14 protein-coding genes are annotated in these 18,109 nt (G+C 34.2%); 10 read left to right on the top strand and 4 right to left on the bottom strand.

The genetic code is table 11. The annotated features are described in order from the left end of the window. The first annotated feature begins 340 nt into the window (after window positions 1-340). From BBI01_RS22485 to dnaJ, 9 genes are all read left to right on the top strand, one after another. Window positions 341-3,895 carry a hypothetical protein gene (locus BBI01_RS22485; RefSeq protein ID WP_123862097.1) on the top strand — a complete coding sequence of 1,185 codons (3,555 nt, stop codon included), beginning with the start codon at window positions 341-343 and terminating at the stop codon, window positions 3,893-3,895. A gap of 30 nt (window positions 3,896-3,925) precedes the next feature. Then, window positions 3,926-5,422: a hypothetical protein gene (locus tag BBI01_RS05780; protein ID WP_065393728.1), complete on the top strand. Its 1,497-nt coding sequence runs from the start codon at window positions 3,926-3,928 to the stop codon at window positions 5,420-5,422. Between the two features lie 16 nt (window positions 5,423-5,438). Next, window positions 5,439-5,918 (top strand): hypothetical protein, encoded by a 480-nt coding sequence (locus tag BBI01_RS05775; RefSeq protein WP_123862096.1) that lies wholly within the window; start codon window positions 5,439-5,441, stop codon window positions 5,916-5,918. Between the two features lie 54 nt (window positions 5,919-5,972). After that, window positions 5,973-8,513, top strand: a complete 2,541-nt coding sequence (locus BBI01_RS05770; protein ID WP_065393726.1) for a hypothetical protein — start codon at window positions 5,973-5,975, stop codon at window positions 8,511-8,513. Window positions 8,514-8,518: 5 nt separating this feature from the next. Then, window positions 8,519-8,962 (top strand): hypothetical protein, encoded by a 444-nt coding sequence (locus BBI01_RS05765; RefSeq protein ID WP_065393725.1) that lies wholly within the window; start codon window positions 8,519-8,521, stop codon window positions 8,960-8,962. A 94-nt stretch (window positions 8,963-9,056) separates the two neighbouring features. Then, a complete protein-coding gene (locus BBI01_RS05760; protein WP_065393724.1) occupies window positions 9,057-9,977 on the top strand; it encodes a hypothetical protein in 921 nt (306 codons plus the stop codon). Window positions 9,978-9,981: 4 nt separating this feature from the next. Continuing rightward, the gene (locus BBI01_RS05755) at window positions 9,982-10,413 is read left to right on the top strand and encodes a hypothetical protein (RefSeq protein ID WP_065393723.1); all 432 of its coding nucleotides are present in this window, start codon (window positions 9,982-9,984) and stop codon (window positions 10,411-10,413) included. A 487-nt stretch (window positions 10,414-10,900) separates the two neighbouring features. Beyond that, the gene (locus tag BBI01_RS05745; RefSeq protein ID WP_065393721.1) at window positions 10,901-11,437 is read left to right on the top strand and encodes a nucleotide exchange factor GrpE; all 537 of its coding nucleotides are present in this window, start codon (window positions 10,901-10,903) and stop codon (window positions 11,435-11,437) included. Window positions 11,438-11,537: 100 nt separating this feature from the next. Then, window positions 11,538-12,656, top strand: a complete 1,119-nt coding sequence (dnaJ, locus tag BBI01_RS05740) for a molecular chaperone DnaJ (RefSeq protein WP_065393720.1) — start codon at window positions 11,538-11,540, stop codon at window positions 12,654-12,656. A gap of 206 nt (window positions 12,657-12,862) precedes the next feature. On the opposite strand, the gene BBI01_RS05735 is transcribed toward dnaJ, so the two are convergent. Further along, the gene (locus BBI01_RS05735) at window positions 12,863-13,744 is read right to left on the bottom strand and encodes a DUF808 domain-containing protein (protein WP_065393719.1); all 882 of its coding nucleotides are present in this window, start codon (window positions 13,742-13,744) and stop codon (window positions 12,863-12,865) included. 191 nt (window positions 13,745-13,935) lie between these two features. Between BBI01_RS05735 and BBI01_RS05730 the strand changes: the two genes are divergently transcribed. Beyond that, complete coding sequence (locus tag BBI01_RS05730) at window positions 13,936-14,805, top strand: alpha/beta hydrolase (protein ID WP_065393718.1); 870 nt, start codon at window positions 13,936-13,938, stop codon at window positions 14,803-14,805. Between the two features lie 129 nt (window positions 14,806-14,934). Here the strand turns inward: BBI01_RS05730 and BBI01_RS05725 are convergent, their stop codons facing one another. From BBI01_RS05725 to BBI01_RS05715, 3 genes are all read right to left on the bottom strand, one after another. Continuing rightward, window positions 14,935-15,630, bottom strand: coding sequence for a DedA family protein (locus BBI01_RS05725; protein WP_065393717.1), 696 nt, complete (start codon window positions 15,628-15,630; stop codon window positions 14,935-14,937). A gap of 85 nt (window positions 15,631-15,715) precedes the next feature. Next, on the bottom strand, window positions 15,716-16,828 hold the full coding sequence (gene prfB, locus BBI01_RS05720) for a peptide chain release factor 2 (protein ID WP_065393716.1): 1,113 nt from the start codon (window positions 16,826-16,828) through the stop codon (window positions 15,716-15,718). A gap of 123 nt (window positions 16,829-16,951) precedes the next feature. Further along, window positions 16,952-18,067 carry an NAD(P)/FAD-dependent oxidoreductase gene (locus tag BBI01_RS05715; RefSeq protein WP_065393715.1) on the bottom strand — a complete coding sequence of 372 codons (1,116 nt, stop codon included), beginning with the start codon at window positions 18,065-18,067 and terminating at the stop codon, window positions 16,952-16,954. Window positions 18,068-18,109 lie beyond the last annotated feature (42 nt).

Raw genomic sequence — 18,109 nt, 5'->3', positions numbered from 1 at the left:
TATTAAGCTGAAGGAAAATACACTTTTTAAAGTGTATTTTTTCTTTTTACAATAATGCCACCCCCTTTTATAAACCGAACTATATTATAAAGAAATAAAGTAGGTTTAAAGTGAATTATTTAATTTATAAAAAAAGATACGTCAAGTTTTGTCGCTTTCCTGATGGATATTTGCTTCAAGAAAAACACAGAAAATGAAACGAGACTTCAAAAGACTTGGTGGATATCTTTTGCCGGAAACCACCTAAAAAAATAAGGCTAAAACTTGAAGCTATCCTACTTACTCTATTTAATGAGAGCTTCAAATCTTAACCTAAATAAACCCAACCAAATTTACAAAAATGGAAGCAATTAATCAAAATAATGGCTCACAAACTCTATTCAGATTTGCAACGATGCGCAGTGCAGAGCTATCTGAACCTAAAAACAAAGAAAGAAGATTTATTTTCAGAAATTCTCTTAGACAAAAAGGAGTAATTGATTCAAGAGTAGAAGCTGGCGAATCCCTGAAAGATGTATGCGAAAAAATCAGAGATCTAACAATAGAAACAGAAGCATCTTTAAAAGCAAAAAATATAGAATTTTATGAGCTTTCTGTCTGGATATCAAAAAATAAAGAAAAAACTACTAAAAAAGAGTTTGATGATAAGATCAATACGTATAAAAAATCTCAGGGAAGCATTAATATTAATGCTGCAATTTGGGATAATCTTATTTACCAAACAGTTACTCAAAAGGATTTTTATGCAAAAGAGATATTAATACAGTTTTTACATTTAGATCATATATTATCAAACTACTATGGAACGCAAGAACAATACGAAGATGTCATTAAAGCAAAAGTAGTTCTCCCCAAAGAACTTTTCAAGGTAAAAGAAAGTTCACCGGCAAATAATAGAACCGCTTCAATAGCCGAAGAAAAAAACTTAAATAATATTCCTTTTAATAAAAGTGATATAGAATTTGCAGAAGCAACAGCAAGTCTTAAGAGGAACAAAGATTTGACGATTGTATTAGAAAAGGCTGAAAGAGCATATTTAAAAGAATATGAAACAGCTTATCAAACAGCTTATGGAGATTACTTGGAAAAATCAAGACCTACACAGGCAGAATATGACAGACAAGTAAAGGGACAAGAATACCAAAAGGAAATCTTTTTAGCAGCCGGAAACCATGAAGGGTTATCAAGTTTAAAATATATTCCGGTTCCGGATGTGCCTGTTTTTAATTTTAATTTTCGTCCTGAAATTGAAGCTGAAAGTTTATCTCGAAAATTAAGCCAAGAAAATACAGAGGCTTTGCATCAACTATTTAACACATCAAATGTTGTGGGAGCTTTAAAAGAAGTTTCTACATTTACAGAACTTTATCAAATAATTGAACGGAACAATCAATTATTACAGCAAACGATTTTAAATAATACAAACCTTACTCCTCAGACTTCTAAAACTGTAGGTGGGGTGGTTATTCCTGTCATTCAGTCAGTAGATACCCAGGAAATCCCTTTTACAACTGCTACCACACGTTGGAGTTTGGGAATGGGTCCTCATACTTTATTTGTCACTACGGATATCAATAACCCTAAACATATTGTAGGTGGAAGCTACCATATAAAATCATACGACCAGCAGATTTTAGCTAGCGGAACAACATTTGGTACTTTTGATGCTCCTAATGTCACTTCATTATTTAGAGAGGAAGAAAATATTCAAAACAATACTATTGAAAAACAGGAATTTTTATTATTAGAAGGAGAAGTAACTCTTAATAATGGACTTATATACATTATGCAAGGTAAACTGTTAAGGACTTCAAGTAACATTAACAGATTTCAGGGTACAGGAGTCTTTACATTAAAAAATAAAAGAACCGGCGGAACTGGCGGAGAAGGCGGAACCGGAAACCCTCCCATAACTTCGGAAAATCCAAATGAAATTTTTATTCCTTCCGGATTTGGGATGAAAAATATCGGTATTGCTGATTACCGAAAAGTAGAACAAAGTACTTATTGCTATGTGGAAGGAGAAGTTTCTCATATCGAAAATATCATGGCAAAAGAATATAAGGAGAAATCAACCAGAAGGCTTAAAAGGAGTGAATCTCAAATCACTAAATCCACTGAATCTGAAAAAGAAAAATTGACAGATACTACCTCTACGGAAAGGAATGAGATGCAAAGCGAAATTTCTAAAGTACTTCAGGAATCCAAAGACTTTGCTGCACAAGCCGGATTTAATGCATCATGGGGCGGAAAAGGATCTCCAACATATATGTTGAATACAGCTGCTAATTATGCAACTCATAGCTCAAAAGAAGAAAGTAACAGGCAGGCAGTGACTGAGGCTAAAGATGTTACAGCAAGAGCTCTGGAAAGAATTATTACCAAAGTGAAGGAAGAACGTATTGATAAAATTCTGGAAGAATATGAGGAAAACAATAAACATGGATTTGACAATACTAAAGGTAATAATCATGTGGTGGGTGTCTATCGTTGGGTAGATAAGATTGTAAAGAATCAAATCTTTAACTATGGTAAACGCATGATGTTTGAGTTTATGATTCCTGAACCAGCTAAACTACACTCTTTAGGTATAAAAGTAAGTAATAGCTCTGAAAATCAACTGATAAAACCAATTGATCCAAGAGAATCTCCTGGTATGCAAATTAAAGACTGGAGTGCCCTTACCGACTCAACAAAACTGAAATATTGGTTAGGTTATTATAATGTACAAGTCGATGAAAAACTGGAGCCGGTAGTTTATGTAGGAAAATCAATTGACTATTCTTCTACTGAATCAAAGCAAGCATCTTCAAAATCAGATCTTATTGCCATTCCTGAGCATTATATCACTGAATCTTATGTTGTGAGAAGAAGTGCTTCTTTCCCAGGATATAATGGCTGGGGAAATGGAGAAAGTTTATTAGTTGGAGGAGAAAGCTCTCCCAATGCATTTTTGAAATTTGTAAGAGAAGTTCCCATCACGATTGCGACAACTAATGCACATTATTTCCATGCTACCATTAACATTAAATGTGTATTGCAAGAAGAATACAAAAACGGATGGCTACAAAAAGCATTTAACAAAATTATTGATGCTTATAAAGAAGAACTGAATAAATATGAAGCTGCCCTAGCCGATGCAAAAGCTGTCGGAATACAGATTAAAGGATCAAATCCCGGATTCTATAGAAAAATAGAAAATACCATTCTAAGAAGAAACTGTATTTCTTATATGTTGAATCAACATCCTGAAGCCATGCTCACTTTTGGTAAAAAACGATATTATACGAATGATAATTCCGCTACAGAAACCTTTGAGAATACAGATATTAAAGTAGATGAAAAGCTAGATAAATATGCTGCATTTATCAAATTTATAGAACAGGCTTTTGAATGGGAAATCATGAGTTATTATTTTTATCCTTATTACTGGGGAGAAAGAAAATCCTGGGCAGATTTATATCAGTTTGATGATAACGATCCTACGTTCAGAGCCTTTATGCAGTCGGGTATGGCAAGGGTGATCGTTACTGTGCGACCAGGCTTTGAGGAAGCGGTAAGACATTTCTTAGCTACAGGGCAGATCTGGAACGGAGGAGAAGTTCCTGTTATTGATGATCCATTATTTTTATCTATTGTGGATGAGTTACGTTCACCAAAAGCAACAAAAGAAGGCGAACCATGGAGAGAAAAAATCCCTACATCCCTTACTATTCTTCAGGCAGGATCAATTGGATTGAAGGTGGAAAAAGCTTTGCCTTGTAACTGTGAACCAGGAGTGAAATTTGATGATGACCTGGGAGAGGTTTGTGCCACTAATTTCGAATCTAATGATCATCTTCTTGGTGTAGAAACAGGTGAAGGGCAAAAAATTATCTCAGGAGATTGGGTATAATAAAATTATTAATCAAAAAAAAATTAAAATATGTCTATTATAGGAAAAATTATACGTGTAAATGAATTGCCTCCGGTAGGAGAAAGAGAAACCAATGCTATTTATCAGGTAGCCCAACCAGGCTCTCCCATTTATACAGATTATGCCGTTGACCAAAATGGTGATTTAAAAACCCACGCTGTTACTGATGGCAGTATTCCTCTGGAATTGGCAGATACTCATCTTGCGATTTCAAGTTCTTCATTTATTACAGAAGGTATTAAAAATCAGGCACAGTACAATATCTATACAAGAGATAAATTGGATCATAAACTGGATATGCCGTCTATTGAAGGAAACGCTCAGAATTATCCGAAAATTGTTGGTTTGGATGATAATGGAAAAGTAGCAAAATTACCTGCAGGAGATTTAGGGAAAAACATTGCAAATTCTTCTCTGACTACTGTACCTGGATCAGGGTTAACACTTGGCGCAAACTGGACTCTTGGCACTTCCGGGTTTTATTATTCGATAACAGGATTGAGTGATAAATCTGCAGATACAACATTCAACAGAATGATGATACAGAACTCTTCAGGACAGGTTTCCTGGAGCAATGGTAAAAATATGATCTCCAATTATCCACTACTATTGAATGATGCTGAAAAAGAGACATGGAGAAACAGAATGAAGCTTTCAACAGAAAAATTCGCGACCGGAACCCCCAGAATAGATGTTCTGCTATTACCATTTATCGATAATACAAAAAACTTTATTCAGTATACAACACTAGTTGGGCTAAATCTCTTTGTGGATAATGTTTCACCCAATGCTTATATTAAGGTAAAAAGGATCAAAGATATTCATGGAACTAATTTATCTACTCCTGAAGAATACAATGTTGATAATTTTACGGTAATGCAAAATTTCCCTAACAATTTAAATTTTGGAATTAATTGGAGCACAAAACCTGAAGGATATTATCAGATATTCGTTACCCATAATGGGCTTACAAATCCTAGTTCCCCTGAGTTGATTGTAAAAGCAGGTATTACCTATAGTCAGTTTACAGGAATTGCAAATTGGACTTCATTAACGGGAAACACAACGATAGCTGATACTTCTATTTCATTATCTATGGGGTCATCTGCACAATCTGCTAACCTAATTTCCATTGCAGATATTAATGCCGGGTTTATGGTTTCATTTTCAGCAAATAACAACCAGACCAACTACGGAGCTAATTTTGTAGGCTACTTTCAGGGAGGTATTATTGGGGATGATGGAGTATTTTATGGTTTTGAACTTAAAGATAAAGACGGATCCTGGAAAATCAGTAGAGGCGAAAGTCTACCCATCAAAAATGAAACCTTTCACATCGCTTATTATAACGGAATTGTTTATATCATTGCTGAAAGTAATGGCAAAACCTATCAACAATTCAATTCTTCCTTTAACCTGTATCCTAAGAGATTTTATATCTCAAGAGGAACTGGTGGACAAGGAACACTATCTATGAACTTACTTGGAAAAATATTATTGTCTTAAAAAAAAAAATACAATTATGAACAAACATTTAATTATACCGGAAAATATTAAGGAAATACTTAATAATATTGAACACGTATCACTCAACCTTGTAGAATTACCATTACAGGTACATCCAAAGCTTCCACAATTTGAAAGAAGTATTCGGGTTCTTGATATAGACGCTAAATCTAAACAACAGTTTATCTCTTTCAGATATGAGCAGGTTCTTAAAGATAAGGAAACAGGTGAAGAGATCAATATCTCACTTCCAGCCCCAGAATGGGTGATCTATAAAGAAACATGGAGCTATTTACGTGATAGTAATAATAATCTGATAGAGCTTCCGTTGGCTGAACCTAAATCCGATATGGCGGCTGATAAAGTTAAGGTTCCGAGCTATCAGTATATGCTTTGGTTATTGAAAAATAATAAGGTAGGTTTTACTGAGCTTTTAACTTCTTATCTGGATGAATTTGTGAAAAATTACAAAGACAGCCTGGATAAACTTTCCTAAGAAGTACTAATTAATGGCAGAGTGTAATACTCTGCCTTTTTAAAAAAACAAAAAATGATGGAAACACTTGAACTTAGAGAAGTAATCAGCAAAGATTGGCGTACTGATAATTATATAAAAAAACAATTGCTATGCAATAAGCTAAAATATAATAATCAGTTTAATAGGCATTACCTTCTGGATTACAATATTGATGATTATGACTCAGCTGCAGAAGAAAATTATATAAAGGATGATAAAGAGAATTTCATTAATCTAAATACTTATTTGAATAAGAATAAAGAGTACATTGATCTGGCGCAGGCACAATGTGAAATCAAATTTGAGATTGACGGACCACAGGAAAAAATATTGGCACAATTGATTTATTTTTACTATAGAGATGCTGAAAATGAGTCATTAAGGCGAAAAAAAGCCATTGTATTAGAAACTTTTTCCTATGACGAATTCAGACAATTGGTTAAATACGTGGGCTATGATGATTTTGAAAATTATAGAGAATACAAAAGTTACTTTATTGAAATTTATAAATCAAGCTTTCTTAAGGCAAAGAGCGCAGAGGAAATTAAATTTCTTTATACTCAGGCACCAGAGTTTGTTCTTAAAGGAATGGCGCTCCAAAACGAAACGATATTTGGACATATACTGGCGCTGACAAAACTTGATGATACAGGTATTTTCAGCGGATGGAAAGATGGCAGTTCTGCATTAGTAAACGCAATGAAAGCTCTTTCTGATTATAATTTTCTATTGAAGAAATTTAAAGAAAACCCCGAATTGTGTAATAGAATTTATTTCAATCTTGATGGTACCAGTGAATTTAACGGTGAAATGAAATCCAATAGGATTATTTTTGCCACTATACTGATGGAGTTCTGTTTGTTTTCAGAGAACCGTCCACAGCAGGGAGCTCCTACTTTCAGGATAGGAAATGGGTATAAAGTCAATACAGAAGTTTTTGGGCTATCGGGAAATATATTGGGTTTTGGAAAATCAGATGAAAAGACTTTTTTTCTTCAACAGCAGAAGGAAGTAGTAAAGAGGATTTTTATTGTACCTAAAGAAGGAGATCCCAATGCAACAGAAAAAGTTACAGAAGATTTGGACAAGGGAGCCGGATTTTATCCTCTCGAAATGGTATATTTCATAGATGAAACCCACTCAGAGGTTTTAGATAGAGAAATAGAAGGACAGGGATCGACTATCATGATGGTTCCTGCTATTTATGTAAAAGCACTTGCTGATGCGGAACAGTGGGAAGATATTAATGAAACAATACGAATTGTAGCTGATGTAATGGGAGTAGTTTTGGGAATAGGAACATTAGTATTATCTGATAATCCTTATTTACTATTAGCAGCACTAGCAGATTTAAGCTTAGCATTGCCTGATCTTACTATACAGGCATTCCGTGAAGAAATTGCTAAATTACCGGGAGGGAACGAATTTCTTCGGCAATGGGATCTGATTTATAATGTATTAGGAACTGCTGTTGCTTTACCACAGGCTGTATTGGCTGTATCGCAAGTTGTTGTTACTTTTTATAGGAGCTGCCTAAACCTAATGAAATTACCTGAAGCTACTGAAAAAGTAACCAAAGGTTTGAGAACGGTGGCTGTTTCTGTATTTTTGGATCTGAATAGTGGTGTTTTCCAAAGAAAAGATCTTCGTATATTTAGTCCTACAGAATGGGTAATCCCGAGCGCAGGGTTCATTTCAAAAACATCGGAATGTGATGTATTGATACAAAATGGGGCATTTTTCATGGAACTTGATGCTGCTGCCATTATGGAAAATATCAATAAAGGTATTGATCCTGATGTAATAGGGGCTATTAGCAGTAATAGAAAATTTGCTTTGGTATATAATGGTGAGATTATTGCTCAGGGAAGCCGTTACGATAAAGCATATCAGAAGATCCTACAGGAAATAAGAAAAGTAAGCTATAGTTCAGAAAAAGTTGGAGAATATTTAGAAACCATTGTCAACCGAAGAAGAATTGTTTCAGTTGAAACTGATGTGAACCTGGGAATTACACCTGAAAAAGGGATTAAAATGAGTTTTAGATTGATTGATGAATTTGGAAATTATGCAGGAGAATTAATTAGAGCTCAGGAAAAAGGAGATAAATTGGTATACAGCCTTAGTGTAAGAGGGAAGCCTCAAAAATTAAATTGTTTTACCCGTTTATTAGATGAGAAAAGTGCTATACCTAATGAGTTACCTGTTTATGGTAATGAAAGAATGCTTATGGGGGATTTTAATATTCCAAAAACAATTACTGATAAGTATTCTGGATTAGGGGATTTAGTTCTCTCGGATGCAATGGCTTTTTATCAAACTAATAAAAAGTTTGGACAACTAGATGGAGTTATCGGCTGGTGGAAAAAAGCGACAATGTATGAAGATTATGGAGGTCAATCTATTAATTTAACTAAATTCTGGGAAGCAAGAGCAGCTGGAAAAAGTATTGAAGAAGCAGCACTATCAACTTTCACAGGTTCTAGGATGAAAGCAAAAGGCTTTGGGAAAATAAGATATCGAACTCAAGATATCAAAGAAAATGAGGTAATAGTTAATTTTTTATTAAAATAAATAATATGGAGATCACTTTTAGTAATTCTATAAAACATAATCAAGATCATTTTGATTATATTAAGAATAAAAATAATAAATATGTTTATGGAACAAAATATTCACATTCCGATAAGAAATATCTGGAGCTGATAAACAAGTCTATCCCACATTATATACAAAGTACAGAATTTAAGGATGCTCCATTAAGCATAGAAGAAATATTTGCTTTTAATAGAGTCTTAGAAGAACAAATCGAATATTGGTTATCATTAAGGGTTCATATCCCTATAAAAGAAGGAACAGATACTGTAACTTATAAAGGAGAAACTATAGAACTTGATATTCGACCTATTGATATCAATGACAATGATAAAGCATTACGAGATTTATTACGTCTTCACGATATTATAAAAGAGTGTCTGGAAGAAGATAAGCCACTGTATTTAAGTATATATGAGGAAGACTAATTTTTAAGTCATCTTAATCAATAATAATTTAACGGCAACCACAAGTTGCCGTATTTTGTTTCAAAGGTAAATTTTCCAAAGGAAAGATCTCCGTATGTTTAGTCCTACAGAATGGGTAATCCCAGGCGCAGGTTTCATTTCAAAAACATCGGAATGTGATGCATTGATACAAAATGGGGCATTTTTCATGGAACTTGATGCTGCTGCCATTATGGAAAATATCAATAAAGGTATTAATCCTGATGTAATAGGGGCTATTAGCAGTAATAGAAAATTTGCACTGGTTTACAAAGGTGAGATTATTGCTCAGGGAAGCCGTTACGATAAAGCATATCAGAAGGTCCTACAGGAAATAAGAAAAGTAAGCTATAGCTCAGAGAAAGTCGGAGAATATTTAGAAAATTTATATAATCGGAGAAGACTTGTGTCTGTAGAAGACACTTTACTTTTAGGAACATTACCAGAAAAAGGAGTGAAAATGTTTTTAAAATTATTTGATGAGTTTGGAAATAATATAGGACAGCTTATAAGATCTCCAAATAGAAATGAACTTTATTATAAATTACTATTCGGAGGTAAAGAAATTGATATTAAAAGTACCATTAAACTTTTGGATGATAAGTATAGATTAAGGAGTTTACCAATAAAAGAGGGAGAACATTTATTATATGGAGATCTTAATATTCCAAAAGAATTTACAGACAGATATGCTGCATTAGGACAGATTATTTATGAAGATGGATTAAAATATTTCTTGAATGCAAAAAAATACGGCAAAGTAGATGGAACGGTAAGTGTATGGGTAAAGGCAGATATTTATACAGACTACGGAGGTCAATCTATAAACCTGGATCAATTCTGGAAAGCAAGAGATGCTGGGATGAGTATAGAACAAGCTGCTTTCGCAACCTTTGCGGGAAAACAGGCAAAGAAGTTTGGATTTGTTAAAGTGAGAATTTTAGATCAAGATGAACAAATAACAAGAAATAGAGTTGAGTTAAACTTTTTAAAATAATAATATGAATATAACTATTTATAATACTTCCAGAGAAGATAAATCAGAGTGGGAATGGTCTCAGAATCTGGGACAAAATAAATTTTACAAGGCAGCAGGCTGGAGCAACTTTGCCTTTGCGGAAGGCTTAGCATTAGATTTATTTAAACAAAAACTATCAAAAGTTCCATTTAAAGATGAATCTTTAAGCAGGGAAGAAATAGAAAAATTAAAGCTAATTCTTGAAAATAAGATTAAAGAACTTTTGTCTACCAGAATTCCTGAACCAGATGTAAGAACAAAAGTTGATTTTTTAGGACAAACTATCGGTATAAATTTCACGCCATTGGGTAGGAATGTACAAGATAATTGGATTGACAAATTTTTTAGAGCTTACAAAATTTGTGAAGAATGTTTGGAAGAAAATAAACCTGTATATTTAAGTATTACAGAATAATATACATAATCCACTCAATTAATTGAGTGGATTATCATTTTAAGCTTACATGAAAAGTGATTTGTAATGAATAGGAACATTAGTATTATCTAATAATCCATATTTACTATTAGCAACACTAGCAGAATTTAAGCTTAGCATTGCCTGATCTTCCTATACAGGCATTCCGGGAGGAAATTGCTAAGTTACCAGGAGGGAACGAATTTCTTCGGCAATGGGATCTGATTTATAATGTATTAGGAACTGCTGTTGCTCTACCACAGGCTGTATTGGCTGTATCGCAAGTTGTTGTTAATTTTTATGAAACTTTCTTGAATTTACTTAAATTACTGAAGTTACTGAAAAAGTAACCAAAGATTTGAACACCGTAGCTGTTCTTATATTTTTAGATCTACTCAACATATTTACAATTATTTTCTGCCTTAATGTCCTATTTTTTCCTTTGGCAGAGTCTTTGCGAAACATTCCTGTAAATAAATATTGAATTATGGAAAATCAGGATATTAACGAAGAAAGCATCAATAATCAAGAAGATAACAATGTTCAGAATGAGGCAACGTCTCAGGACAATGTGACAGCTACTCCTACTGCTGAGGAACTTTTGGCAGAAGAGAAAGACCGTTACATCAGATTATATGCTGAATTCGAAAACTATAAAAAAAGAACATCAAAAGAAAAAATGGAATTCTTCCAATATGCCAATCAGGATATGATGGTATCTATGTTGGGAGTTTTAGATGATTTCGAAAGAGCATTAAAAGAAATCGCTAAAAACGGAAATCCGGCTGATCTTCAGGGTGTAGAACTTATCTATCAAAAATTCAAAAATAAACTTACCGAAAAAGGATTAAAAGCAATGGAAGTGAATGCTGGTGACAGCTTCAATGTAGACTTCCATGAAGCTATTACCCAAATTCCTGCTCCATCTGAGGATCTGAAAGGGAAAATCGTAGATGTTATTGAAACAGGTTATACTTTGAATGATAAAGTAATCCGTTTTGCAAAAGTAGTAACAGGTAACTAAAATTCATAAATGATAAATGATGAGTGATAATGGATGAATATTTCACTTATTAGCTTTAAATATCTTTTATCATTTATCAATAATCAATTATTAAATTATCATGTCAAAAAGAGATTATTACGAGGTTCTTGAGATCAGCAAATCTGCATCAGCCGACGAAATAAAGAAAGCATACCGTAAAATGGCTATCAAATTCCACCCGGATAAAAATCCTGGGGATAAAGAGGCTGAAGAAAAATTTAAAGAAGCTGCTGAGGCTTACGAAGTATTAAGCGACGATCAAAAACGTGCCAGATACGATCAGTTCGGTCATGCCGGAATGGGTGGAAATGGTGGTTTCGGAGGCGGAGGCTTCGGAGGCGGAATGAATATGGAGGATATTTTCAGCCAGTTTGGAGATATTTTCGGTGGCGGTTTCGGAGGATTCGGCGGTGGCGGCGGTGGTCGTCAGCAGGTAAAAGGTTCTAATTTAAGAATCAGAATCAAGCTGAACCTTGAGGAAATGGTAAACGGAACTCACAAAACCATTAAAGTTAAAAAAATGAAGATGGCAGAAGGTGCCACTTCAAAAACATGTCCTACCTGTAACGGTTCCGGTGTTCAGCTTAAAGTAATGAACACGATGTTTGGTCAAATGCAGACTCAAACAACTTGTGGTACTTGCCAGGGAATCGGAAAAGTTGCTGATAAAATTCCTGCCGGAGCAAATGCTCAGGGTCTTGTCAAAGATGAAGAAGAAATCACAATCAATATTCCTGCAGGAGCAAGAGATGGAATCCAGCTTAATGTAAGAGGAAAAGGAAATGATGCTCCATTCGGTGGAACTCCGGGTGATTTATTAGTAATCATTGAAGAAGAAGTTGATCAGACCATTAAGAGAGAGGGAGATAATCTTCACCAGGAATTGTATGTATCATTTGCTGAAGCTGCTTTAGGTACTAAAAAAGAAATTCCTACCGTTGGTGGAAAAGTGAAGATCACGGTTGATCCAGGAACACAATCCGGAAAGATTTTAAGATTAGCAGGAAAAGGTCTTCCAAGCATCGACAGCTACGGCAAAGGAGACATGTTTATTCATATCAATGTATGGACACCTCAAAAGCTTACTAAGGAGCAAAAAGACTTCTTTGAAAAGCAAATGTCCAGCGGAGAAATGGTTGCAGAACCATCCGGAAAGGAAAAAACTTTTTTTGATAAAGTAAAAGATTTATTCAATTAATATAAAAAAGAGACTTTTTTACAAGTCTCTTTTTTTTGTTTAAAGGTTATTTTTTACAATCTACTATATTTTAGATTGTTTCAGAATGATAAAAATAATATGATAGTTAAAAGACATTCCTTTGGGATTGCATTTTATGTCTATTGAAATTCATAAAAAAACCTGTATCGAAATGATACAGGTTTTCTTTTATATTTTGTTAATCTTTATTTTTTGGTAGCTAAAGAGTAAATTGCTTTTCCTATTGTAAAAACAAGCACAGCTGCAAGCCCACCTACGATTCCAAATGTAAATTCTTTTAACATAGCTGGCCATGTAGGTAACAGTTCATGCAGATAGTGAATATTGTGAGCAAAAATACCCCCAGATACTAAGATTAAAGCAATAGTTCCCACTACTCCTAAGATTTTAATAATCACAGGTAATGCTTTTACCAAAAAGTGTCCTAGTTTTGAAATAACTCCTTTGTCATGGCTTTTTTTGATTAATTTAAAACCAGCATCATCCATTCTTACAATCAATGCTACAATTCCATAAACTCCTACCGTTGCAATAAATGAGACAAAAGTTACAGTAAGAATTTGCGTAATAAGCGGGTGTTCCTGCTGAATAACCGTCCCCAAAGCAATAATCACAATCTCAATGGAAAGAATAAAATCTGTTCTGATTGCAGAATTGATTTTTGCTTTCTCAGAAACCTCTGAGTTTTCATTTTCTTTACTTTCCTCCACTACTTCATGTCCTTTTTTGGAACGGTGAAAAAGGAATTCTATAATTTTCTCAACACCTTCAAAAGCAAGATACAGACCTCCTAAAATAAGGATCATCTCAATAGCCGGTTTATATAGCCAATTGAGTAGAAACGCAATAGGAAGGATAATCAGCTTATTAATAAATGAACCTTTTGTAATTGCCCATAATACAGGAAGTTCTCTGGAAGAAAGAAAGCCAGTGGCTTTTTCTGCATTTACAGCCAGATCATCTCCCAAAATACCTGCTGTTTTTTGTGTAGCTATTTTACTGGTAACTGCTACATCATCCATCAATGCTGCAATATCATCCAAAATTGCAAAAAAGCCTGATGCCATATTTTAATATTTTTTTAATCTTTGTTAAGTTCAGCAAAAATAAATATTTAATTCTATTTACAAGCTGTTTTATATCAAATACATGAAAAGATAATAAAACTAAAATTAACAAACTGAAAAACAACACCAAAACCAATACAAATCATATCTTTTCCTTACTTTTACAGCTCTTTTTTCCGTAATTTTAATATATGAAAAGGCTTATTCTCAGATACCATTTTTTCATTATAGGGTGCATCAGTTTCCTGCTACAGTCCTGTAATACAAAATTCAGAGTCTGGGTAGGTCCAGGAGGTCAGCAAAAAATATACAATCTGAAATACGGAGAACATAAAAGACAAAAAATGGATGTTTTTCTTCCTAAAGATTATGCTGAAGATTCTCCTGTTGTTCTTATTGTTCATGGTGGAGCCTGGACGATGGGAAAGAAAGAACATATGATTCAGATCCAAAAAATGTTGTTTGAGAATAAAATTCCAAGTATCAACATGAATTACCGTTTAGTTTCTCATCGAAAAAAAATCACGTACAAAGAGCAGCTTGAAGATATTGGTTCTGCCATTCAAAAATTTAATTCTTTAGCAGAAAAAGCAGAGCTGCAAACGAATAATTATATTCTTCTCGGAGAAAGTGCCGGCGGACATCTTGCATTACTTTATGGATACAGAAATCCCGATCAGATCAAGAAGATCATTTCATTAAGTGGTCCTACAGATTTTTACAGCACTGAGTACCTGAAATCTTTTTATTCTCAATACACCTCTCCTACTTTTCAAAAGGTTGTAGGAACAAAATTTGAACGTAAAGCTCTTTCCGAAGCCTTCAAAGAAGCCAGTCCTATTGCAAATATTACAAATGTTCCTACTCTATTGTTTCAGGGAAATAATGATTTTCTGGTTAATCAGCATCAGGGAAAAGCCATGGATTCTGCTCTTACAAGAATGAATGTTCCGCATAAATTTATCTTTATGGAGAGAACCGGACACGTTCCAAGGTTTTTCAGCAAAAGAAAGAGAGATAGCATAATTTATCCTAATATTCTGAATTGGATTAAAAATTAAGCCTATTTGAGCCACTAAAACTAGTTTAAAGAAGTTAGTTTTATCACGATTTTTTTATCGTATTTATAACTCATAAAAAAAGGCTGTCTCAAAATTTGAAGCAGCCTTGCGTATTTTTATATTGAATTTTTATTCAAAATCTTTATTCTCATATTTAGAGAAATCTTCTTTCTTACCAAACATAAACTTGATAATTACCGGAAGCGTTGTCACCAATACAATAACGATGATAATATATTCCAGTTTTTCTTTCAGGTTGATTCCAAACTGATCCATGAATAATTTATCCAGGTAGTGTCCAGCAAAGATCAGGATAAATGACCATAGAACAGCACCAATAACATTATCTCTAAGGAATTCTCTTTTATCCATCTTTACAATCCCGGCAACAATAGGTGTAAAAGTTCTCACAACGGGTAAGAATCTCGCCATAATGATTGCCAAAGCACCGTGTTTTTCAAAGAAATCATGTGCCTGATAAAGGTATTTTTTCTTGAAAAGCATTGAATCCGGTCTTTTATACAAAGCAGGACCCGTTTTTCTTCCAAAGTAATATCCTACTTCATTTCCTATAATTGCTGCAAGTGCTACTCCTGTAGCTAAAAGGGTTGTGTCTAAGAAATCACTGCCTGTAGACCCAAAAGTCTCTTTGATGATTTCAACGGCATAAATCCCTGAAACGAACAGTAGCGAATCCCCGGGTAGAAAAAATCCTACAAAAAGACCTGTTTCAGCAAAAACAATAAATAAAATAAGCCAAAACCCTCCCATTTTAATATAAAACTCCGGGTTTAATAAATCCTTCCAGCTATTGAAATCTTCCATATATATCGATGAACAACAAAAATAAGTCTAAAATGTCTGAAACAAAAATTAATTATAAGATTTTAACTAAAATTTCACATGATATTTATAGGTCTAGGTCATCATCGGAAACCGCCGTCCCATCAGCCATTAAGAAAGCTTTAAGGAAAGGAGTAATATTTCCGTTCATTACAGCATCCACATCTGAGGTTTCATGACCTGAGCGTACATCTTTTACCAATTTATAAGGATGCATCACGTAGTTTCTGATCTGGCTTCCCCATTCGATCTTCATTTTGTTTGCTTCAATCTCATTTCTTGCCTTCATACGCTCTTCCAATTCCATTTCGTATAATCTGGAACGAAGGAGCTGCATTGCTTTTTCTTTATTCTGAAGCTGTGAACGTGATTCTGAGTTTTCAATGATAATTCCGGTAGGTGCGTGACGAAGACGTACGGCTGTTTCTACCTTGTTTACGTTCTGACCTCCGGCTCCGGAAGACCTCATCGTTTCAAAAGATATATCGGCAGGGTTGATATTAATTTCAATAGTATCATCCACCAAAGGATAAACATATACAGAAACAAAGCTGGTATGACGTTTAGCATTGGAATCAAAAGGTGAAATTCTTACCAGCCTATGAACTCCATTTTCACCTCTTAAGTATCCGAAAGCAAACTCTCCTTCTATTTCAAGAGTAACGGTTTTCACTCCTGCTACATCACCTTCCTGGAAGTTCAGTTCACGGATCTTATATCCCTGTTTTTCTGCCCACATTGTATACATTCTCATCAACATGGATGCCCAGTCACAGCTTTCTGTTCCTCCGGCACCTGCTGTAATCTGAAGAACAGCAGACAATTCATCGCCTTCATTAGAAAGCATATTCTTGAACTCAAGGTCTTCAATTTTTTCTACTAACTGTGGGAATGTTTCATCCAATTCTTTTTCAGAATCAGCATCTTCTTTAGCAAAATCAGCTAAAACCTGTAAATCTTCAAACTGTGTCTGAATTTCATCATAGCTTTCTACCCATTTTTTCTTAGAACGAAGCTGTTTCAGGAATGCTTCAGCCGTTTTGGGATTGTCCCAAAATTCAGGTGCTGCCGTTTTCTCATCATCATTGGCAATTTCTATCTTCTTTTTTTCAATCTGAAGGTATCTGTGTAAGTCTTCAATTCTGGATTGAGCTTCTTTTATCTGGTCGTTGTTGATCACGATTTTTTCTTTTTACAAAAATAAGGATTTCTTTTAGAGTGGAAAGCGAAGAATTCAGTGTTTAAGGTTGAATCTTTAAAATCTATGTTGAGTCTAAAACGATGATCTATAAATCACTTATTTTCATTTATTACTCATCATTTCTCTCACCATCTCTCCTATTTTCGGTGCCAGTGCTACTCCCATGCCTGAAAGTCTGACAGCACAAAATTCTCTCTCTGATAATTGTTTTACAATAGGAGTTTTTTCATCACCCATAGCCATTATTCCTGACCAGCGAAGGGCAATTTTAAAGTCCTGATCCGGCAGAACGACTTCTTTCAAAAACCTTTCCAGATGTTGCTGAAGATATTCTGTAGTTTCAAAAGCTGTAGTTTCTTCTGTTTTAAAATCCTGATTTCTTCCTCCACCCAATAATATACGGTTTCCAAGATTTCTGAAATAATAAAACCCTTCATCGTAATGAAAAGTTCCATTCAATTTTAAACTTTCAATGCGTTCGGTCAATAGAATTTGTCCGCGGGTAGGAATTATATTTTCATGTTTCAAAAAATTTGAACTGAATGCATTAGTGCAGTAAATCAACTTCTCTGCTTTAACTAAAGAACCGTCGGAAAGATGAACTTCAACCTCATCTGATCTTTCTTCTGTATTTTTGACTTCTGTTCCAAATAAGAAATCAACTTTCAGCTCATAACATTTCTCTAAAAGCTTCTGCAACAATTTCCCTGAATGCAGACTCCCTTCACAAGGGTTTTCAATCAAAAACTGAGATTTTTCCAATCCGAATTCTTTGATCTTTCCCTGATTAAGTGAATAGGTTTTATCAAGCCCGGTTATGGATTTTAATCTTTTATTTACTTCCTCTATATATGATAATGGTTCATCACTATTCAGAATTTCATAACCTCCATTGAGTTCAAAATCGATTTCATTACTTTTAAAATATCTCCTGATTTTCTGAAGCCCGTCAAATCTCATTTTAACAAGATCTAAGGTTTTTTCCCAACCCATTTTCTGAGAGTCGGCGATGATTTCTGTAAGACTTCCAAAACAGGCAAAACCAGCATTTCTCGTTGAAGCGCCCAAAGGAATATTATTTCTTTCAATAATCAAAAGAGATTTATCAGGATGCTTCTCTTTAATGGATATGGCAGTCCAAAGCCCTGAAAAGCCTGCTCCAATAATGATAATATCTCTTTTACGGTAAAATGTTTCCTGTTCCCAGATGCTGATCATGAGTAATGAATGATTAGTAATGAGTAATTAATGATAATGAAA

Origin of the sequence: Chryseobacterium artocarpi (assembly GCF_001684975.1) — a bacterium.
Classification (GTDB): Bacteria; Bacteroidota; Bacteroidia; order Flavobacteriales; family Weeksellaceae; genus Chryseobacterium; species Chryseobacterium artocarpi.
The sequence above is the reverse complement of the archived record's forward strand: the minus strand, read 5'-3'. Positions and strand labels throughout refer to the sequence as shown.

Coding starts and splice junctions, on each gene's coding strand:
- dnaJ (WP_065393720.1), top strand. CDS start 11,538: ATGTCAAAAAGAGATTATTACGAGGTTCTTGAGATCAGCAAATCTGCA.
- BBI01_RS22485 (WP_123862097.1), top strand. CDS start 341: ATGGAAGCAATTAATCAAAATAATGGCTCACAAACTCTATTCAGATTT.
- BBI01_RS05760 (WP_065393724.1), top strand. CDS start 9,057: ATGTTTAGTCCTACAGAATGGGTAATCCCAGGCGCAGGTTTCATTTCA.
- BBI01_RS05780 (WP_065393728.1), top strand. CDS start 3,926: ATGTCTATTATAGGAAAAATTATACGTGTAAATGAATTGCCTCCGGTA.
- BBI01_RS05715 (WP_065393715.1), bottom strand. CDS start 18,067: ATGATCAGCATCTGGGAACAGGAAACATTTTACCGTAAAAGAGATATT.
- BBI01_RS05775 (WP_123862096.1), top strand. CDS start 5,439: ATGAACAAACATTTAATTATACCGGAAAATATTAAGGAAATACTTAAT.
- BBI01_RS05765 (WP_065393725.1), top strand. CDS start 8,519: ATGGAGATCACTTTTAGTAATTCTATAAAACATAATCAAGATCATTTT.
- BBI01_RS05735 (WP_065393719.1), bottom strand. CDS start 13,744: ATGGCATCAGGCTTTTTTGCAATTTTGGATGATATTGCAGCATTGATG.
- BBI01_RS05770 (WP_065393726.1), top strand. CDS start 5,973: ATGATGGAAACACTTGAACTTAGAGAAGTAATCAGCAAAGATTGGCGT.
- BBI01_RS05730 (WP_065393718.1), top strand. CDS start 13,936: ATGAAAAGGCTTATTCTCAGATACCATTTTTTCATTATAGGGTGCATC.
- BBI01_RS05745 (WP_065393721.1), top strand. CDS start 10,901: ATGGAAAATCAGGATATTAACGAAGAAAGCATCAATAATCAAGAAGAT.
- BBI01_RS05725 (WP_065393717.1), bottom strand. CDS start 15,630: ATGGAAGATTTCAATAGCTGGAAGGATTTATTAAACCCGGAGTTTTAT.
- BBI01_RS05755 (WP_065393723.1), top strand. CDS start 9,982: ATGAATATAACTATTTATAATACTTCCAGAGAAGATAAATCAGAGTGG.